18 protein-coding genes are annotated in these 15,740 nt (G+C 42.1%); 3 read left to right on the top strand and 15 right to left on the bottom strand.

Going from position 1 to position 15,740, the window contains the following annotated elements; all coding sequences use genetic code 11:
- Positions 1 to 100: 100 nt before the first annotated feature.
- The 13 genes from GZ22_RS02775 to GZ22_RS02715 all read right to left on the bottom strand — a co-directional run bounded on the left by GZ22_RS02775 (position 101) and on the right by GZ22_RS02715 (position 11,796).
- Positions 101 to 724, bottom strand: a complete 624-nt coding sequence (locus GZ22_RS02775) for a TetR/AcrR family transcriptional regulator (RefSeq protein ID WP_038558472.1) — start codon at positions 722 to 724, stop codon at positions 101 to 103.
- A 159-nt stretch (positions 725 to 883) separates the two neighbouring features.
- Positions 884 to 1,792, bottom strand: coding sequence for an aldo/keto reductase (locus GZ22_RS02770; RefSeq protein WP_038558470.1), 909 nt, complete (start codon positions 1,790 to 1,792; stop codon positions 884 to 886).
- Between the two features lie 22 nt (positions 1,793 to 1,814).
- Entirely contained in the window at positions 1,815 to 3,011 is a 1,197-nt protein-coding gene (locus GZ22_RS02765) for an ornithine--oxo-acid transaminase (protein ID WP_038558469.1), read from the bottom strand.
- Positions 3,012 to 3,137: 126 nt separating this feature from the next.
- Positions 3,138 to 3,752, bottom strand: a complete 615-nt coding sequence (locus tag GZ22_RS02760; RefSeq protein WP_038558467.1) for a YczE/YyaS/YitT family protein — start codon at positions 3,750 to 3,752, stop codon at positions 3,138 to 3,140.
- Positions 3,742 to 4,185 carry a GNAT family N-acetyltransferase gene (locus GZ22_RS02755; RefSeq protein WP_038558465.1) on the bottom strand — a complete coding sequence of 148 codons (444 nt, stop codon included), beginning with the start codon at positions 4,183 to 4,185 and terminating at the stop codon, positions 3,742 to 3,744. The genes GZ22_RS02760 and GZ22_RS02755 overlap by 11 nt, the downstream gene beginning before the upstream one ends.
- Positions 4,186 to 4,359: 174 nt before the next feature.
- A complete protein-coding gene (locus GZ22_RS02750; protein WP_038558463.1) occupies positions 4,360 to 4,944 on the bottom strand; it encodes a DUF2238 domain-containing protein in 585 nt (194 codons plus the stop codon).
- Between the two features lie 101 nt (positions 4,945 to 5,045).
- On the bottom strand, positions 5,046 to 6,206 hold the full coding sequence (gene dltD, locus GZ22_RS02745; protein ID WP_038558461.1) for a D-alanyl-lipoteichoic acid biosynthesis protein DltD: 1,161 nt from the start codon (positions 6,204 to 6,206) through the stop codon (positions 5,046 to 5,048).
- Entirely contained in the window at positions 6,206 to 6,442 is a 237-nt protein-coding gene (gene dltC / locus GZ22_RS02740) for a D-alanine--poly(phosphoribitol) ligase subunit DltC (protein WP_038558459.1), read from the bottom strand. Before dltC ends, dltD begins: the two co-directional genes overlap by 1 nt.
- 15 nt (positions 6,443 to 6,457) lie before the next feature.
- Positions 6,458 to 7,615: a D-alanyl-lipoteichoic acid biosynthesis protein DltB gene (gene dltB, locus GZ22_RS02735; protein WP_038558457.1), complete on the bottom strand. Its 1,158-nt coding sequence runs from the start codon at positions 7,613 to 7,615 to the stop codon at positions 6,458 to 6,460.
- On the bottom strand, positions 7,612 to 9,117 hold the full coding sequence (gene dltA, locus GZ22_RS02730; protein WP_038558455.1) for a D-alanine--poly(phosphoribitol) ligase subunit DltA: 1,506 nt from the start codon (positions 9,115 to 9,117) through the stop codon (positions 7,612 to 7,614). Before dltA ends, dltB begins: the two co-directional genes overlap by 4 nt.
- A 17-nt stretch (positions 9,118 to 9,134) precedes the next feature.
- Complete coding sequence (locus GZ22_RS02725) at positions 9,135 to 9,281, bottom strand: teichoic acid D-Ala incorporation-associated protein DltX (protein ID WP_038558452.1); 147 nt, start codon at positions 9,279 to 9,281, stop codon at positions 9,135 to 9,137.
- Positions 9,282 to 9,296: 15 nt separating this feature from the next.
- Complete coding sequence (locus GZ22_RS02720; RefSeq protein WP_038558450.1) at positions 9,297 to 9,968, bottom strand: response regulator transcription factor; 672 nt, start codon at positions 9,966 to 9,968, stop codon at positions 9,297 to 9,299.
- A gap of 82 nt (positions 9,969 to 10,050) precedes the next feature.
- Positions 10,051 to 11,796: a sensor histidine kinase gene (locus tag GZ22_RS02715; protein ID WP_038558447.1), complete on the bottom strand. Its 1,746-nt coding sequence runs from the start codon at positions 11,794 to 11,796 to the stop codon at positions 10,051 to 10,053.
- Between the two features lie 196 nt (positions 11,797 to 11,992).
- Between GZ22_RS02715 and GZ22_RS02710 the strand changes: the two genes are divergently transcribed.
- Positions 11,993 to 12,634: a cupin domain-containing protein gene (locus GZ22_RS02710; RefSeq protein ID WP_084160626.1), complete on the top strand. Its 642-nt coding sequence runs from the start codon at positions 11,993 to 11,995 to the stop codon at positions 12,632 to 12,634.
- 68 nt (positions 12,635 to 12,702) lie between these two features.
- Here GZ22_RS02710 and GZ22_RS02705 read toward each other — a convergent pair whose 3' ends face one another.
- A complete protein-coding gene (locus tag GZ22_RS02705) occupies positions 12,703 to 13,134 on the bottom strand; it encodes an RrF2 family transcriptional regulator (RefSeq protein ID WP_038558445.1) in 432 nt (143 codons plus the stop codon).
- A gap of 160 nt (positions 13,135 to 13,294) precedes the next feature.
- Here GZ22_RS02705 and hmpA point away from each other — a divergent pair, with 160 nt between their 5' ends.
- Complete coding sequence (gene hmpA / locus GZ22_RS02700) at positions 13,295 to 14,470, top strand: NO-inducible flavohemoprotein (protein ID WP_038558443.1); 1,176 nt, start codon at positions 13,295 to 13,297, stop codon at positions 14,468 to 14,470.
- Positions 14,471 to 14,505: 35 nt separating this feature from the next.
- Here the strand turns inward: hmpA and GZ22_RS02695 are convergent, their stop codons facing one another.
- Complete coding sequence (locus GZ22_RS02695; RefSeq protein ID WP_038558441.1) at positions 14,506 to 14,943, bottom strand: Rrf2 family transcriptional regulator; 438 nt, start codon at positions 14,941 to 14,943, stop codon at positions 14,506 to 14,508.
- Between the two features lie 152 nt (positions 14,944 to 15,095).
- Between GZ22_RS02695 and GZ22_RS02690 the strand changes: the two genes are divergently transcribed.
- The gene (locus GZ22_RS02690) at positions 15,096 to 15,737 is read left to right on the top strand and encodes an NAD(P)-dependent oxidoreductase (RefSeq protein ID WP_038558439.1); all 642 of its coding nucleotides are present in this window, start codon (positions 15,096 to 15,098) and stop codon (positions 15,735 to 15,737) included.
- The last annotated feature ends 3 nt before the right edge of the window (positions 15,738 to 15,740 follow it).

Genomic DNA, 15,740 nt, shown 5'->3' with positions numbered 1-15,740 from the left:
AATGGCCGTTTGCAGAGTGTTGCGTTGATTCCTTGCTTTTGCAGTGTCTCCACTAGCTTCTTCATCAAATCATCACTTTTTTTGATTACAGTGCTGTACATTAGTCGACCTCTTTCCTTTGCAGTCCTTTTTTTATCAAACTAATTTGTGCTTCATAATTGTAGATGGCATCTTCATCCGTAAGATCATGAACGAATACCTGCACAAGATTATGAAAAGTAATAGCTCCGACAATCCTAATGACATGCGATAGCTCCTGCTTATCTTCAATGTTCAGAAAAGAGGTATCCACCATCTCAAGTGTTTGAGAGCGCTCATTCTTCAAGCTTTCTTTATATATGTTATTTGCCATAGTATTTTCTTTCCTATGGTTCATATTCAGAAAAGCATACCGAAGAAAGTCATTATGGTCTTCATGATGACGTAAAGAAATCATATATCGGAACTGTTCCAACAAGGCTTCGAATAAGTTCCCTTTCTTTTCCTGAAGAATAGAATTCAGCTTTTTATTATTCTCCTGCGCTACCTGATTCAGCAGATAATAATACAGATCTTCTTTATCCTCGAAATACTGATAAAAGCTGCCTCTAGGTATTCCGGCATCTTTAATGATGTTCGCTATAGACGCTTCATGCAGGGGGACACGAGAGAATTCTTTTTTTGCTGATTGTATCAATGTATTTTGTTTATCTTCCGGTAAAGAAAGAAAGGTTTGCTTCGGCATTTCTTCCCTCCTGCCTAAACATATGACAACGTGTCACAATTGATGATAAATAGATTATATGTGACACCGTGTCACATGTCAAGACTATACTACTATTTATTACCATACAAAGAGAAACGGATTGCCCAATAGACAATCCGTTTCTCTTCATTCATATAATTAAGGTAGGTTATTACCTGCTGTTCGATACAATTTGTACCATTCTTCCCTAGTCAGCTGAACATCCTGTGCCTTACAAATAGACTGGATTCGTTCCGGATTCATAGAACCAATGACAGCTTGAATAGAAGCGGGATGGCGCAGTATCCAAGCAATTGCGATTGCTGATTTGCTTACAGCATACTTATCTGCCAGTTCCTGGAGTGCAGCATTTACTTCTGGGAAGTCTGGGTTGTCGACGAATACACCTTCAATCATACCGAATTGGAATGGTGACCACGCTTGTATAGTCATTTTGTTAAGCTGACTATACGGAAGTAAACCGCTGTCTCTCACGACTGACTCTCTGTTCTGCATGTTCACATTCAATCCAGCGTCAATTAGAGGCGTATGCATTAAACTGAGTTGAAGCTGATTGATAATCAGATCCTCTTTTACATATTGCTTCAGCAGCTCTATTTGATGAGGATGAAAATTGCTGACACCGAAGTATTTTACCTTTCCGCTTTCCTTCAGCTTCTGGAAAGCCTCCGCCACTTCCTCCGGCTCCATCAGCGCATCTGGGCGATGCAGCAATAAGATATCGAGATAATCTGTCTGCAGCCTATTGAGGATAGCATCCACACTGGACTGAATATGCTCCTTGGAAAAATCGAAATATCCCTGGCGAATACCGCATTTTGATTGCAGAATCAAATCGTCTCGCTTTATTGTGCTTTCTTTAAGTGCAGCAGTAAAGACTTTCTCTGACGCACCTGCTCCATAAATATCAGCGTGATCAAATAGGTTTATACCAGCTTCTACGCTTGCTTCAATAACGTTAACAGCTTCCTGCGTATTCAAGTCATTCATACGCATACAGCCTAGGGCGATTGGGGCGGTGTTCAATTCAGTTGTTCCAAGCTTCATCGTTATCTCTCCCTTTTATCTTTTACTGTAATACTTGCTTCAATCGTTCCAAAGCCCATTCCAGTTCATCTTCTGTGATAATTAACGGCGGAGCAATGCGAATTACTGTCTCATGTGTCTCTTTGCAAAGCACACCAAGCTCTTTCAATTTTTCACAGAAAGGTCTTGCCGGCTCTGTCAATTCGATACCGACAAACAATCCCCTGCCTCTGACTTCCTTGATCTTATCCGACGTTAGCTGCTGCAACTGTTCCTGAAGATAAGTTCCGAGTCGATGAGACCGAGCAGCAAGATTTTCTTCTTCAAGCACATCCAGTGCTGCAATTGAAACAGCACAAGCTAACGGATTTCCGCCGAATGTAGAACCGTGCGAGCCAGGATTGAAAACACCTAAAACATCTTTATTGCCTGCCACACAGGAAATCGGGAAAACTCCTCCGCCTAATGCCTTGCCAAGAATAAACAAATCAGGAGTTACATCTTCCCAGTCACAAGCAAATCGCTTACCTGTACGTCCCAATCCTACTTGGATCTCATCAGCAATGAATAAGACATTCTCTTGCTTACACAATTTCGAGGCTGCTTTCAGAAACCCTTCTGGCGGAATAATAATGCCGGCTTCACCTTGGATCGGTTCCAGTATGAGAGCAGCAGTATTTGGCGTGATGGCTGACTTCAAAGCATCCAAATCACCATACGCTATAACTTTAATTCCCGGAATCATCGGACCGAATCCGCGGCGATATTCCGCTTCTGAGGATAATGAGACTGCAGTCATCGTCCGTCCATGAAAGTTCCCGCTGCACACAATGACTTCTGCTTGATCATCTGCAATCCCCTTCACATCATATCCCCAGCGTCTTGCTGCTTTAAAGGCTGTCTCCACAGCTTCAGCACCCGTGTTCATGGGAAGGATCATGTCTTTTCCAGTTAAGGCAGCAACTCTTTCGTACCACACACCTAGCTGATCATTATGGAAAGCACGGGATGTGAGCGTAACCTTTTGCGCCTGTTCAATTAGTGCTTCAATGATTTTCGGATGTCGATGGCCCTGATTCACTGCCGAATATGCACTGAGCATATCCATATAACGCTTGCCATCGGTATCCTCCACCCATACTCCCTCCGCCTTCGAAATAACGATCGGAAGTGGATGGTAATTATTCGCTCCGTATTGCTCTGTTAATTGCATCAAATCCTGTGCATCTGTAGCCTTCATCCCAACTGCCCCTTTCCAGGTTCATTTGGCGCTCATGATACAGCGCAATCATTCTACTTTTATTCTAACAAAGTAATAACACTATGTAAGCGCTATATCAGAAATAAAAAAATGAATCGTCTTCCGTTAGGATTTAGACGATTCATAGGTTGCCATAATGCCGAGGCGCTGAAGAACAATAAATGCATATTGCAGCAAAAAGCCTCCTAATAAAACGGTCAGTACCGTACCCGGTCCAATTGGTCCTGCAAGCAAAAAGGCAGAAACAAGGCAGACAGCATACAGAAATGTTTTAGTAACAGCTACACTTGTATGTAATTTATCGATTAATACAAGCATAAGCCGATCAATCGGAATGGGTGCGAACTTTGTATGAAGATATAATGCTGTTCCTGCAGCAAGGAGCAGCTGAGCACAAAGGAATAAACCAGTCCGGCTTATTATCGACTCTAAATGCATTCCAGCCAGCAAAAATAGCCATCCATCGAGGAAAAGACCTGTTGCGAATGCAGTCAGCAAGCCTGCTATTTCAGGCGCTGTACGAGTTAGCAGGGAATTTATCATAATAAAAATGCCTGCAAGGATAATTTCCCATATCCCCACTGTCATTCCCGCACGTTCCGCTAATCCAACAAGTACCGCATCGAACGGCGAAGTTCCTAAATTAGCTTCAATAGTTAAAGCAATTCCAAGGGTCATGAAGAGAAGACCTAAGATAAAGAGTGTTCCTCTAGTCCACATTCTCTTGTTTTTCCATAATAAGATGAGGAATTCCATCCTCCTCAAATTCATCTGAAACGCCTTTATACCCGAGCTTCTCATAAAATCCTTTTGCTTGGACTTGAGCATGGAGTTTATATTTCTTTTTATCCTTTTGCTTCGCTATCTCTTCAAGACTTGAAATGATGACGCTACCTAATCCATATTTCCGATACTGCTTTAGCATACAAATACGTTCTAATTTAGCATAATCCTCAACATAACGAATACGACCAGTTCCCACCGCTTCTCCCTCATGAAAGACAAGTATATGCTGGCACCGCTCATCTAACACGTCATACTGATCAAATTCATCTTCTAACGCGACTCCTTGCTCTTCCACAAACACCGCTAACCGCATTGCCTTTGCTTTCTCTAGATCATTTTTATCTTGGATAATTTTATATGAAGCCATAATACACCCTGCTTTCACTATTAATATATCTATTTAAACAATATTATGTTGCAAATGCAACATAATAAAAAGTGAAAACAGGACTTAATAGTATTTTTCAGTTTCGCCTTCCCCTTTTCAGAGTGTAGAAAAAAGACCAAAAAAAGAAGCTGCAAGAAAATAATGCAGCTCTCTTTACCCTCGTAACTCTTTTCCTTCCAAAGGCTTATTTCGGAATAAAGCATAAATACCGATAATAACCCCACCAAGCAATCCAGCAATCAGATCTGTCATCGTATCCTTGTTTCCGCTCCGCTGCATCACACTCGTTACAGTCATATCTCCGATAAATTCAACGCTTTCCCAAATTGCACTGCCTAGAGCTGCAATAGAACAGACAAACAAGAAAATGATCCAGCGCGAAATATATATACCTGCCGGCCTCAGCACCTTATATCGGTAAACAGCTAGGGCAAGCCAAGCAACATACATGCTACCAACAACATGAAGCGTGACATCCCACCACTTGTACTTATCATAAAAATGAAAGATTGCACCCAAGATGAAAGTACAGACAAGCAAGCCATAATATCCAACAACATGCGGCACACGAAATGGTGTACGTCGGAAAAGTAATAACCCGAGCGGTAATGCACTCATAATCACCCTTCCTCCGCCTTTCATCCATGAATTTGTATCTCCGTTCTTCAGCTCTATTACAAAGGAGACTACCATGAAGCATATGAATAGAAAGCTTAAGACGATTATCGTTTTCTTCAAACCTCATCTCTCCTTAACTCTTTTTCCATAGTCTAACCAGTTGAAGAGGATTTTAGTGCAAAAACGTAAAAGACGATCCACCGCTTGGTGAATCGTCTTTTCTATTGAAGGAATTTCTCCATATCCTCATTTAAGTAGACCCAGCCTTTCCAGCCGATATGAATCGTGTCACGCATAAAATGCGGATCATATTCGTGGTCAGAATAGTCGGCATAGGTGAACCCATTATCATCAATTTGTTTTTTAATACGATTATAATAGTCTTCTCGTCCCTGTTTTGGGAACCCAGTATAATCGTAGTACTCTCCGTTGACCGGGATGATGACAAAGAGCGGTTTAGCATCTGCTTTTTTCAGAATATCGAGCATCAGCTGGAAATCTTCATATTCAGGTGATTCCGCATACGAATGCCCTTTGTTTTTGCCTTCCATCTTTTTGATGTGATTTTTCTTATGTTTGTAGACCTTATAGTCGATATTGAATTTTGAGTCCTTCGTGCGTTTTTCGCCGTAGGCATCCGCTTGAGCCTGCAGTTCCTCCCAAGTCTTGTTCTTCACTTTATCCGATAGATGCCGATTCGATGGATCATCCTTGATGAGTGTGTAATATAGATCCTTCTTCTTCAGCATCGATATGTAAGCTTTAGCTGGAGGAGCTAATAAATTGAACTTAACTTCCTCATCTTCCAAGTAAGCATCGTACAGCTGATAAAGCATTGTGTCATTCTTCACTGCATCATATGACATCAGCCTTTTCATCAAATCCTGCTTCACCTGCTCGTCTATTTCTTTATTGAATGGCAGCTGGTATGCCTGCAAAGAAGAATAGTTTGGTGCGAAATGCTGTTCATCGGTACCGTGTTTGACAAACCACTGCGGCGATACGATAATCACCATTTGCTTGTCTTTCAGCTCTTGGGCATGTGTTGCAAAGTTGAGATCGTTGATGATGGAGGTTGTACCGCCTTTTCCCACTAGGTAAGGAGTAAAATCAGCTCCAGTTGCTTCGAAGTAATTCGATGGGTGGAACGGGTCCCAGCGCGACAGCTCGGAGGATCCATAAATCGGAACATATCCTGGATCAGCAAGCATCTCACTTTGTAAATATGTCCCCTGAAACATATTCGGTTCCAGACTGGTAGCTGACTCTTCCAAACGATCTGACGGCACCAGTTTTGCCAGCCAGGAAGCCGGCACAAAGACGAGACCGGCGAACAGGACCAACGCTAAAATAATCGGTCCGAATAGATACTTCTTCTTCATTATTTCAGCTCATTCAGACGATCGATAATTGCATTTGGTGTATTCCAAGTATCACGGTCGAACTCTGTAATTGGTACATTGATGCCAAGCTGCTCTTCAAATTGAACGATCAGTTCCACTGTAGCAAAGGAATCCAGCAACCCTGCTTCGAAAATATCGAGATCCTGCTCCTCTTTTACAACATCATCTTCACAAACTTCTGCAATTACTTGTAATACTTTCTCTTTAAAATCCATTAGTATATTCCCCTTTTATTGAAATGGTCTTCCGGAAAATAGATAAAATCCGAAACAGACGACATGGAAAGTGATGACAATCGACACAATTGTCATAATCTTACCGGTCGGCCAGCGTTTATGTTTTTTGTTCCACGTCTCAAAATAATTGAAAGCTGTCATCATCAAGGCATGATAAGCACCATAGACGATGTACTGAATCGCTAATCCATGCCATACTCCCATCAATAAGAATAGGAGGATATAGCCTAGATTTGAAACTAGCATTTTGTTTTGTATCCATTTTTTCTTTTTCATCAGGAATACGAAACGCATGAACACATAATCTCGGAACCAGAACGATAGCGACATATGCCATCTATTCCAGAAATCTTTTATGTTCCGGCTGATGAACGGCATGTTAAAGTTCTCCGGCGAACGTATGCCCATAATATAGCTGACGCCGACAGCAAATAGTGTATACCCGGCAAAGTCGAAGAACAGATACAGACTGTAGCTGTACATATACAGCAGATGATAGCTGAACCTGCCATCTGCGATATGATCCAGGTCCATGATGAAATAGGTGTTGATTGCATACCCAATTATGAACTTGTACAAGAAGCCAAGAAAAATCTTATTGATCCCTTTATAAAGCAGCTCCTTGTATTCTTCTGGTGTCCATCGCTTCTCCTCGTCCTTTTGAAAACGTCGGAACCGATCAATTGGACCAGACGAAATCGTCGGGTAAAACAGCATGAAATTAACAAGCTGATAAATCGACAGCTGCTGTTTGATCAAACCATCTCTCGTTTCGATAATGATCTGCACAGCACGGAATGTCAGATACGAGATTCCGAGAAAGCTTGCCCAGTTATCCACTGCTAGGAACGGCAGTATTTTCGAAAGAATCAAAGGCAGGATGGATAAGAAACTCATCAAATAGAATACAAGACTGCTATTCTTTTTCTGTCGGTATGAGATATAGCCTTTGATCAGTACGAGCTGCAAGACAGTGAAGATGACGAGTGAATAAAATCCTTCATCTCCTCCTGAAAAAATCAAGGCAAGTACAGCAATTGAAACGAACACATTGTAGTAGCGCAATTGCTTGCCCATGATACCCAGAATCATCGTCGGCAGCAGCAGGATGCCTAGAATAATGAAGAAAAGGAACGAACTATACGGGGTCATGCGAATACCTCTTCCTTCATCCTCTTACGGTCAGCTTTCCCGTTCATTGTCATCGGGATAGTCAAATGATAGGTGAATTTACGCGGAATCATATAAGCAGGCAGACGCAATGCAAGATCCTTCCGAATAGCTGCTGTCAGTTGGTATTCCTTTTCAAAATCATGTTCCTCAGGAACGACTGCGGCAATCAAGTATTCGATTTCCTCTTCCGGCGCATAAGGAATGATGATGGCAGATTTAATATACTCTGATTGCTGCAAGTGGAATTCGATTTCCTCCAGCTCCATCCGGTAACCATGCAGCTTGATCTGATAATCCAGTCTGCCCTGGCAATATACTAAGCCATCTTTGATCAAACCAGCATCTCCAGTTTGATAAGCTTGCATATCATACACGATGCCGTAAGCATTTTCAGTTAGCAACGGCTCACCAAGATAGCCATTCGTCACGCTCGGCCCTACGAGAATAAGTTCTCCTTTTTCTCCATCCGGGAGCGGATTGCCTGTTTCATCTACGACAAGAATATGCATATCCGGTTTTGGGCGGCCGACCGGCAATGCTTCCTCTTTTGCCAGTAAATCCTCTGTAACTTCGATTGAAGTCACGGCAACTGTAGCTTCAGTTGGTCCATATGTATTAAAAATCCTTGCTTGAGGGAAACGTTCCTTCAATTCCTTTGCCACTGCCAACGGTAGTACTTCGCCACAGAAAAGGAAGGTATCAAGCTCTGGAAGCATCTCCGCATTGAAATCAGGATTAGGAAAGCACATTTGAACAAAGGATGGCGTGGAAGTCCAAATCTGCAAAGCAGAACTGCTAAGGTTCTCGAAAAGTAGTTTTGGCTTATTAATTACATCCTTAGTCAGCGCATGGATAGTACCACCGCTTTGTAATGCGGGATAAAAATCCATCACAGATAAATCGAATGAGAATGGTGCTTGATTCAAGAATACTTTTCCTTGTTCGAGCGGAAAATCGCTCGTCATCCAATCAGTAAAGGATTGCAGGTTCGCCGCTGTTACCTGTACGCCTTTTGGATTTCCGGTACTGCCGGATGTATAGATGATATAAAATACTTCATCTTCCTTCACCCACAAGTCCCGACCGATAATCTCTTTCTGTTCCAGCTGCAAAGCTGCTGTATATAAAACTGCTACATTATCGAGCTCGATATCAGAATCCGTTGTATTGATGACCAAGCCCGCACCGGATTTCTCCACGATAAGACGCACCCGCTCCATCGGAATGGATGTATCAATAGGTATGTATGGGTAGCCAGCCTTCACACAGGCCAGAAAGGATACCGGCATATCCGTTCCCATATGGCCGTACACAACAATTGGCGTCTGTCGTTCAAGCTGACAGCTATTACGGATAAGAGCAGCCAATCTGTCCGAACGATTCCAAAGCATACTGTAACTGATCGCATCCTCTCCATTACGGAATGCTGTCTGCTCTGGGCTAACTGCCACATGCTGTGCAATAGTTGTTAAAAGTTTCATTGTTATATCTTCTCCAATTAAAAATCGTTATATATGTAGTTACCTGTATTGGCTGTATGGAAGCCATACAGCATAAACAAGGTGACAAGGATTGCCAAGTAGAAACAAGTATGCACGACAAAGCGAACACCTGTATGTGCATACAGCTGCTTGATCTTATTCATTTTCTCCTCTGCCTTCTATTCAAATTTATACCCGGTACCGATAACGGTCCGAATATGATGGGATTCATCCCCAAGTTTGGCACGCAGCTTCTTAATATGCGTGTCCACTACACGGTTGTCTCCCTCAAAGTCTATTCCCCACACATGATTCAGAATTGTTTCACGTGAAAGGACGTTATTTTTATGCTGCAGCAGGAGCAGTAAAAGATCGTATTCCTTTGGTGTCAGCTCGACTTGCTGTTTATCCAATTCCAGCTGACGTGATTTTGTATTGACCACGGCATGGCCGAAGCTGAGCATATGTCCATTCGGCAAATAATGTTCTGTTGCCCGCTTCATTAAAGAGTTAGCCCGCGCAACAAGTACTTTCGGACTAAATGGCTTCGTTACATAATCATCGGCTCCTAGATCAAATCCATGAATTTTATCATCATCACTGGATTTAGCTGTCAGCAAGATGATTGGAACTCCTGATTTGGCCCGGACCTCTTTTGTAACAGCAAAGCCATCCATCTTCGGCATCATGATATCCAGAATAACCAGATCAGGATAAATGGCATCAAACCAATCAATAGCACTGCTGCCGTTATCTGTTTCATGTACTTCCCAGCCATCCATTTTGAAGTAGTCCGCCACTACTTCCCGGATACGTAATTCATCCTCGACAAGCAGCACTGTCTTTCTCATCGTGAATCCTTCCTTCCAACTGATATACATAAATTAACAAGCTCATATGTCCTTCATGTGTCCATATAAGTAATTTTTCCCATTACTTATAGAATTTCACTATAAAACGGACTCCTTCAGACGTATTCTCCACCCCATAGCTGAAATCGTGCAAGTCGAGTATTTGCTGCACGATAGCAAGTCCCAAACCTGTACCGCCTGTCATTCTGCTTCTCGAAGTTTCTGTACGGTAAAAACGATTCCAGATTTTATCCAGCTGCTCCTCCGGTATTTGATTTCCTTTGTTGTCAATCATGAATACGCTTCGAGCGGTGTCAAGATCTGTTTCGATTCGGATAGTAATGACAGAATCTGCTTCACTATGACGGACTGCATTAACAAGCAGATTTCGCATCACCCGCTCCATCCACTCATAATCCGCCGTAATCGGCATCTCATTCCTCGGCATTACTTCAATGGAAACTTGTTTTTCTTTTGCCATGCAATACATTTTATCGGAAAGATCCTCTATCATTTCACTCAGCATGAATGATGATTTTCTTAGTTTAATTGCTCCGTTCTCAAGCTTGGCCAAATCCAGCATATCTCCGATCAGTACTTGCATCTTGTCGGATTCTTCAATGATTACGTTAATATAGTGATCGTGTTTGTCCGGACTGATTCCATCTTGCAGCCCTTCTGCAAAGCTTTTGACAATACTGAGCGGTGTCTTCAGTTCATGAGAAGCATGCTCAAAAAATTCGCGCTGCGCTTTTTCCATCTGTTTGCGCTTCTCCATATCCTGCTTCAGCTTTTCATTGGCACGCTTCAAATCTTCCAGTGCTATATCTAAGTTCTGTGCCATAATCAGCATGTTATTGGAAAGGCTGCCAAGTTCATCTTTTTGCTTGATTGGCTTCACCGATGAAAAGTCCAGATGCACCATTTTTTTAGCCATTTCATTCAGCTTGATCAATGGACTGCTCACAAGTCGGGAGTAAAACAAAGAAAGCAACAGAATGAGGAAGATGCCAGCTATACCGATGTACAGATAAAATACCCGCAGTGCTTCATTCGTATCTTTGGTTTCTTGTAAGGAGGTGACGGAGAACATATATTGCATTTCTCCGTCTTTTTTAATCGGCTCTATCAGTACTAAATTATGCTTTCCAGTCCATGGTTCCACCCAGTTCAGCTGCAAACTTTCCCCATTGTTAAGCTGCTTCAGCAGATCTTCTTCAAGTGGGAACCATTCCAGCAAGGCATCATAAAGCAGGCCTAAGCCTCTATTGGACATACCAGCCTGAGGTAATGAAACACTTTTCACTTTTCCTTGAATTGTTATTTCATTTTCTTCTAAATGTTCACCGACACTTTCCTCATCCTTCGTGATAACAGATGGGTAAATGACAGAAGTGACCGACAAATCTGATTCCCCATTAATTTCTAGCGTATCTCCCTTTCGGATGTTCAACGCATTCAAGTAGTTGCCATAATCAGTGACGAACAAGGATAACGCCACTTCAAGAACGTCTCCATCTTCTGTTTCCAGCATAATATGGAACGGATCTTGTACAAGCTGATATCCCTCTGCATCGACAATTGTCAAAGGACTTTTCGTTTCCTGCATATATGACAATGTGTGCTTTGTCAGCTCCTCTGCATTCCAGGAATTCTCCTCATAACCTTGTGCCAATGAATTCAGATGCTCGGCCGCTTCTTTTGTTTTATATTGCTGGTAAAAGCTATCAAAAAATACAAGCTGGAAAATCATGATCATAGCGTAAAATGCCAAGAAGAATAAAGCTGTCACAGCGAACAGCTTGATAGTAATACCTCGTTTTCTCATGTGGTACTCCTTTATGTACTACGACAGTTAGTTATGTATACTTTAATTTACAGATATGTTTTCTGTGTGTCCGCACACAGCCTTCATCAGCGTACACGCATTTGCCCAAATACGGAACCCTTTTTTTGTAAAATCCAAAAGCCTGCCTCTTGCATAATCTAACTCCGAAGCATTTCAACAGAAAGAAGGGGAAGGCATGGGGAAAGAAAATGAGTACATGGACTACACAAAGGGCAATGTCCAGTATTTTAGCGATGTGAATAAAAACCGCCTATTTACCCGGAATAACCGGAACTATATCAATCGTCTCGGTCGCGATGTATTGAATACACTGGGAGATGTGTCACTTCTTGATATCTATTTGAGCAAAGGAAAAACAGTCGAACCTCATTACCATCAAAATGCTGCTGAGCTTGTCTACTGCATTAGCGGGTCAGCAGAAGTTTCCCTGATTAATCCGTTCACAAATAAAGTTGAAAATATCCGCATCACCCGCGGTCAAGTCGCGAATGTCCCTCAAGGCTGGTGGCACTGGGAAACAGCAGCAGAAGATCAGACACATCTGCTGGCCATTTTCGATGCACCATATCCAGAATATATTTTCGGCTCGGATATTCTAGCGAAAACACCGGCAGAAGTACTCGCTAAAACGTATTGTCTGGATAAAACGAAGCTTCAGGAAACTCTTCGCCCGCTCAACAACCAGACAATTATCATTGGTCCGCCAGACGAATGCAGCCAGCAGCGGTCTGAAGAACAAGCCTCTCATCAAGAATCAAATACTCCAAGTTCACCAGATGACTACACAGACGGATATCACTATTATCGTTTCAGATAAAAACAGCCTCTCCTTCAAAAGGAGAGGCTGTTTTTATCTAATAATGTATTAGTGCAATATTAATTTGTTCATCGAAGCAGCATTCGTAAATCTGCTTCATTCTCTAGTAGATCTTGTAGGGTATACGCATCCAGCACCTGCAAATATGCATGCAGTGCTTTACCTAATATTCCCCTCAGGCCGCATACTGAAGCAATCGGACATGTATTGTTTTCTCGATTGAAGCATTCCACCAGATGAAAATCATCTTCCATCCTGCGAACAACTGCTCCAATATTGATTTCTTTTGGATCACATGCCAGTCTAATACCGCCTGAACGCCCACGCACAGCTTCAATATAGCCAGCCTGGCGCATCTCATGTGCTACTTTCATCAAATGATTTTTAGATATATGATATGCTGTCGCGATCTCTTGAATTGTGGACAGCTTGTCTTTTTCTTTTGTTCCCAAATAAAGAAGGACCCTTAGGGAAAAGTCAGTATACATCGTCAATCGCATCTTGGTTACATCCTCCTCTTCTTGAGGATTATAGCATAACTGAATAACTGATTGGGCATAAAGAGAATGTGACACTTTTGTTAAAGTGGTATTTAAAATATATCTTTTAATGTCGATTCGTTCTATGATAAGGATATATCAAGGAAAGAAGGAATAAACAATGCTATCAAGAGAAACTATCGACATCATCAAAAGCACTGTACCTGTGTTAGAAGAACATGGTACTCAAATTACTACTGTCTTTTATGAAGAATTGTTTAAAGCTCATCCTGAACTATTGAATATCTTTAACCATGCGAACCAGGCAAGAGGCAAACAGCAAACTGCACTTGCAAATGCTGTCTATGCAGCTGCGGTACATATCGATAAGCTGGAGGCAATACTTCCGACGGTCGTACAGATTTCTCATAAGCATGTCAGCTTAGGCGTTAAAGCCGAACATTATCCAGTTGTAGGAGAATACTTGCTTAAAGCAATCAAAATGGTTCTAGGAGATGCTGCAACACCGCAGATCCTGAAAGCATGGGAAGAAGCCTACGGTGTCATCGCAGATGCTTTCATCGGTGTAGAAGCCAATATGTATGAAGAAAATGAAAAGAAAGAAGGCGGCTGGGCCTTCTTTAAAGACTTCGTTGTCGAGAAGAAAGTCCAAGAAAGTAATGTTATCACGTCCTTTTACTTGAAACCTGCTGACTCTGAACGCGTGCCTGATTTCGAACCTGGCCAGTATATTTCAGTTCGTGTATCAATCCCTGGAGAAAAATACACGATGATCCGTCAGTACAGTTTATCTAAGACACCTTCATCGGATACATTCCGTATTTCCGTGAAGAAAGAAGACGATAATAATCCAGATGGCAAGGTTTCCGTCTACTTACACGAACAAGTAAAAGAAGGAGACAAACTAGAAGTCAGTGCACCTGCTGGCGTCTTCACTCTTGAAAAAAATGCAGATAAACCGATAACCTTCATCGCAGGTGGTGTAGGTATCACGCCAATCATGAGTATGCTTGAGACTCTTGCAGCAGAAGATTTCAAGCGACAAGTCGTCTTCCTGCAAGCTGCCCGCACTCCAGAGTATGCTGCGTTTACTAAGCAGATTCAACGCATCCAAGAAAGAATGCCTAATCTAACGTATCAGACATATTATGAAGATAAGAGAATCGATGAAACTGTCCTTAAGGATATGGTGAAGACTGACAGCGATGTTTATGTTTGTGGTCCAGCTGGTTTCATGGAATTCGTCATTTCTACCTTATACCACTCAGGTGTAAGTAAAGAACAAGTACATTTTGAGTTCTTCGGTCCTGCCGCTGATCTTGAAAAAGCTCAATAAAACAAGTAAGCGCACTGCCTCGGCAGTGCGCTTTTTTATTCAATCTGCTTATCTTGTTCCTCGATGCTTTGTACAATATCCTCAATCGTCACATGTGCTAATGCTTTTTCCATGACCGCCTGTGCTCCAGCGAATATTGGTAGAACGGCTGCTTGGATATTCCTTCCGACCGTACATTGCGGATTAGGATTGCCATGAACACTGAAGAGTTCATTTTCTGGGACTGCTTCCACCGCTTTGTACACATCAAGCAGTGTGATTTCATCAAGCTTACGTGCTAGTTCCGCACCTGCTACCCCTGGTCGTACATAGACCAGCTCCGCTTTTTTAAGCATCCCCATAATCTTACGGATAACGACCGGGTTCGTATTGACACTGGCTGCAATGAACTCAGACGAATTAACCTCATCCTTATTCACTTCAAGAAGTGTCAGTATATGAATACCAACAGCAAAACGGCTGCTTATTGACATAATTTCCAGCTCACTTTCAAATGAATTCCTATCTCTATAGTATAACGCAAAATGAAACGGGTAAAAGGAATGTGTTGACAAGTTACAACCTGTAACTTATTATACTACATGTAACCAATTTTATTACAACTTAAACACGAGGAGGATTTCTCATGAAAATAGGGATTATCGGAGCCACAGGTAAAGCAGGCAGCTTAATTACAAACGAAGCATTGGATCGCGGTCATGATGTGACAGCCATTGTACGCAACGCTGCAAAAGTAAAACAGGACAACATCAGCGTACTAGAAAAAGGAATATTTGATATCAATACAGTAGATATTCAAGACTTTGACGTAATCGTTAACGCCTTCAACTCTGCTCCTGGACAAGAAAAACAACATATCGAAGCTGGCCGAATTCTTATTGAAGCATTGAAAGACGCTCCTTCCACTCGTCTTCTAGTTGTCGGTGGGGCTGGAAGCTTGTACGTAGATGAACAAAAAACAACTCGTGTATCTGAAACACCAAACTTCCCAGATGCTTATTTGCCAACAGCTACTAATATGGGTGAAAACCTAAAAGAGCTGGAAAGCAGTGAAGGGATCCAATGGACATACATCAGCCCTGGCGGATTCTTCGATGCAGAAGGCAAACGGACTGGCAGCTACCAAACTGGCGGCGATGTTATGATTTTGAATAAGAAAGGCGACAGTTATATCAGCTATGCTGACTATGCTATCGCTGTCTTGGATGAAACCGAAAAACCTGCACATCAGAATGAACGATTCTCTGTTGTTGGTGAAAAAGAATAAATA

It is taken from the genome of Terribacillus saccharophilus (assembly GCF_000725365.1).
Lineage (GTDB): Bacteria > Bacillota > Bacilli > Bacillales > Amphibacillaceae > Terribacillus > Terribacillus saccharophilus.
This window is presented reverse-complemented; position numbering and strand designations above follow the sequence as displayed.

What these genes read in the sequence shown, in the direction of transcription:
- GZ22_RS02775 (WP_038558472.1), bottom strand. Translation starts at nt 724, where the DNA reads ATGCCGAAGCAAACCTTTCTTTCTTTACCGGAAGATAAACAAAATACA.
- GZ22_RS02770 (WP_038558470.1), bottom strand. Translation starts at nt 1,792, where the DNA reads ATGAAGCTTGGAACAACTGAATTGAACACCGCCCCAATCGCCCTAGGC.
- GZ22_RS02765 (WP_038558469.1), bottom strand. Translation starts at nt 3,011, where the DNA reads ATGAAGGCTACAGATGCACAGGATTTGATGCAATTAACAGAGCAATAC.
- GZ22_RS02760 (WP_038558467.1), bottom strand. Translation starts at nt 3,752, where the DNA reads ATGTGGACTAGAGGAACACTCTTTATCTTAGGTCTTCTCTTCATGACC.
- GZ22_RS02755 (WP_038558465.1), bottom strand. Translation starts at nt 4,185, where the DNA reads ATGGCTTCATATAAAATTATCCAAGATAAAAATGATCTAGAGAAAGCA.
- dltD (WP_038558461.1), bottom strand. Translation starts at nt 6,206, where the DNA reads ATGAAGAAGAAGTATCTATTCGGACCGATTATTTTAGCGTTGGTCCTG.
- dltC (WP_038558459.1), bottom strand. Translation starts at nt 6,442, where the DNA reads ATGGATTTTAAAGAGAAAGTATTACAAGTAATTGCAGAAGTTTGTGAA.
- dltB (WP_038558457.1), bottom strand. Translation starts at nt 7,615, where the DNA reads ATGACCCCGTATAGTTCGTTCCTTTTCTTCATTATTCTAGGCATCCTG.
- dltA (WP_038558455.1), bottom strand. Translation starts at nt 9,117, where the DNA reads ATGAAACTTTTAACAACTATTGCACAGCATGTGGCAGTTAGCCCAGAG.
- GZ22_RS02725 (WP_038558452.1), bottom strand. Translation starts at nt 9,281, where the DNA reads ATGAATAAGATCAAGCAGCTGTATGCACATACAGGTGTTCGCTTTGTC.
- GZ22_RS02720 (WP_038558450.1), bottom strand. Translation starts at nt 9,968, where the DNA reads ATGAGAAAGACAGTGCTGCTTGTCGAGGATGAATTACGTATCCGGGAA.
- GZ22_RS02715 (WP_038558447.1), bottom strand. Translation starts at nt 11,796, where the DNA reads ATGAGAAAACGAGGTATTACTATCAAGCTGTTCGCTGTGACAGCTTTA.
- GZ22_RS02710 (WP_084160626.1), top strand. Translation starts at nt 11,993, where the DNA reads ATGGGGAAAGAAAATGAGTACATGGACTACACAAAGGGCAATGTCCAG.
- GZ22_RS02705 (WP_038558445.1), bottom strand. Translation starts at nt 13,134, where the DNA reads ATGCGATTGACGATGTATACTGACTTTTCCCTAAGGGTCCTTCTTTAT.
- hmpA (WP_038558443.1), top strand. Translation starts at nt 13,295, where the DNA reads ATGCTATCAAGAGAAACTATCGACATCATCAAAAGCACTGTACCTGTG.
- GZ22_RS02695 (WP_038558441.1), bottom strand. Translation starts at nt 14,943, where the DNA reads ATGTCAATAAGCAGCCGTTTTGCTGTTGGTATTCATATACTGACACTT.
- GZ22_RS02690 (WP_038558439.1), top strand. Translation starts at nt 15,096, where the DNA reads ATGAAAATAGGGATTATCGGAGCCACAGGTAAAGCAGGCAGCTTAATT.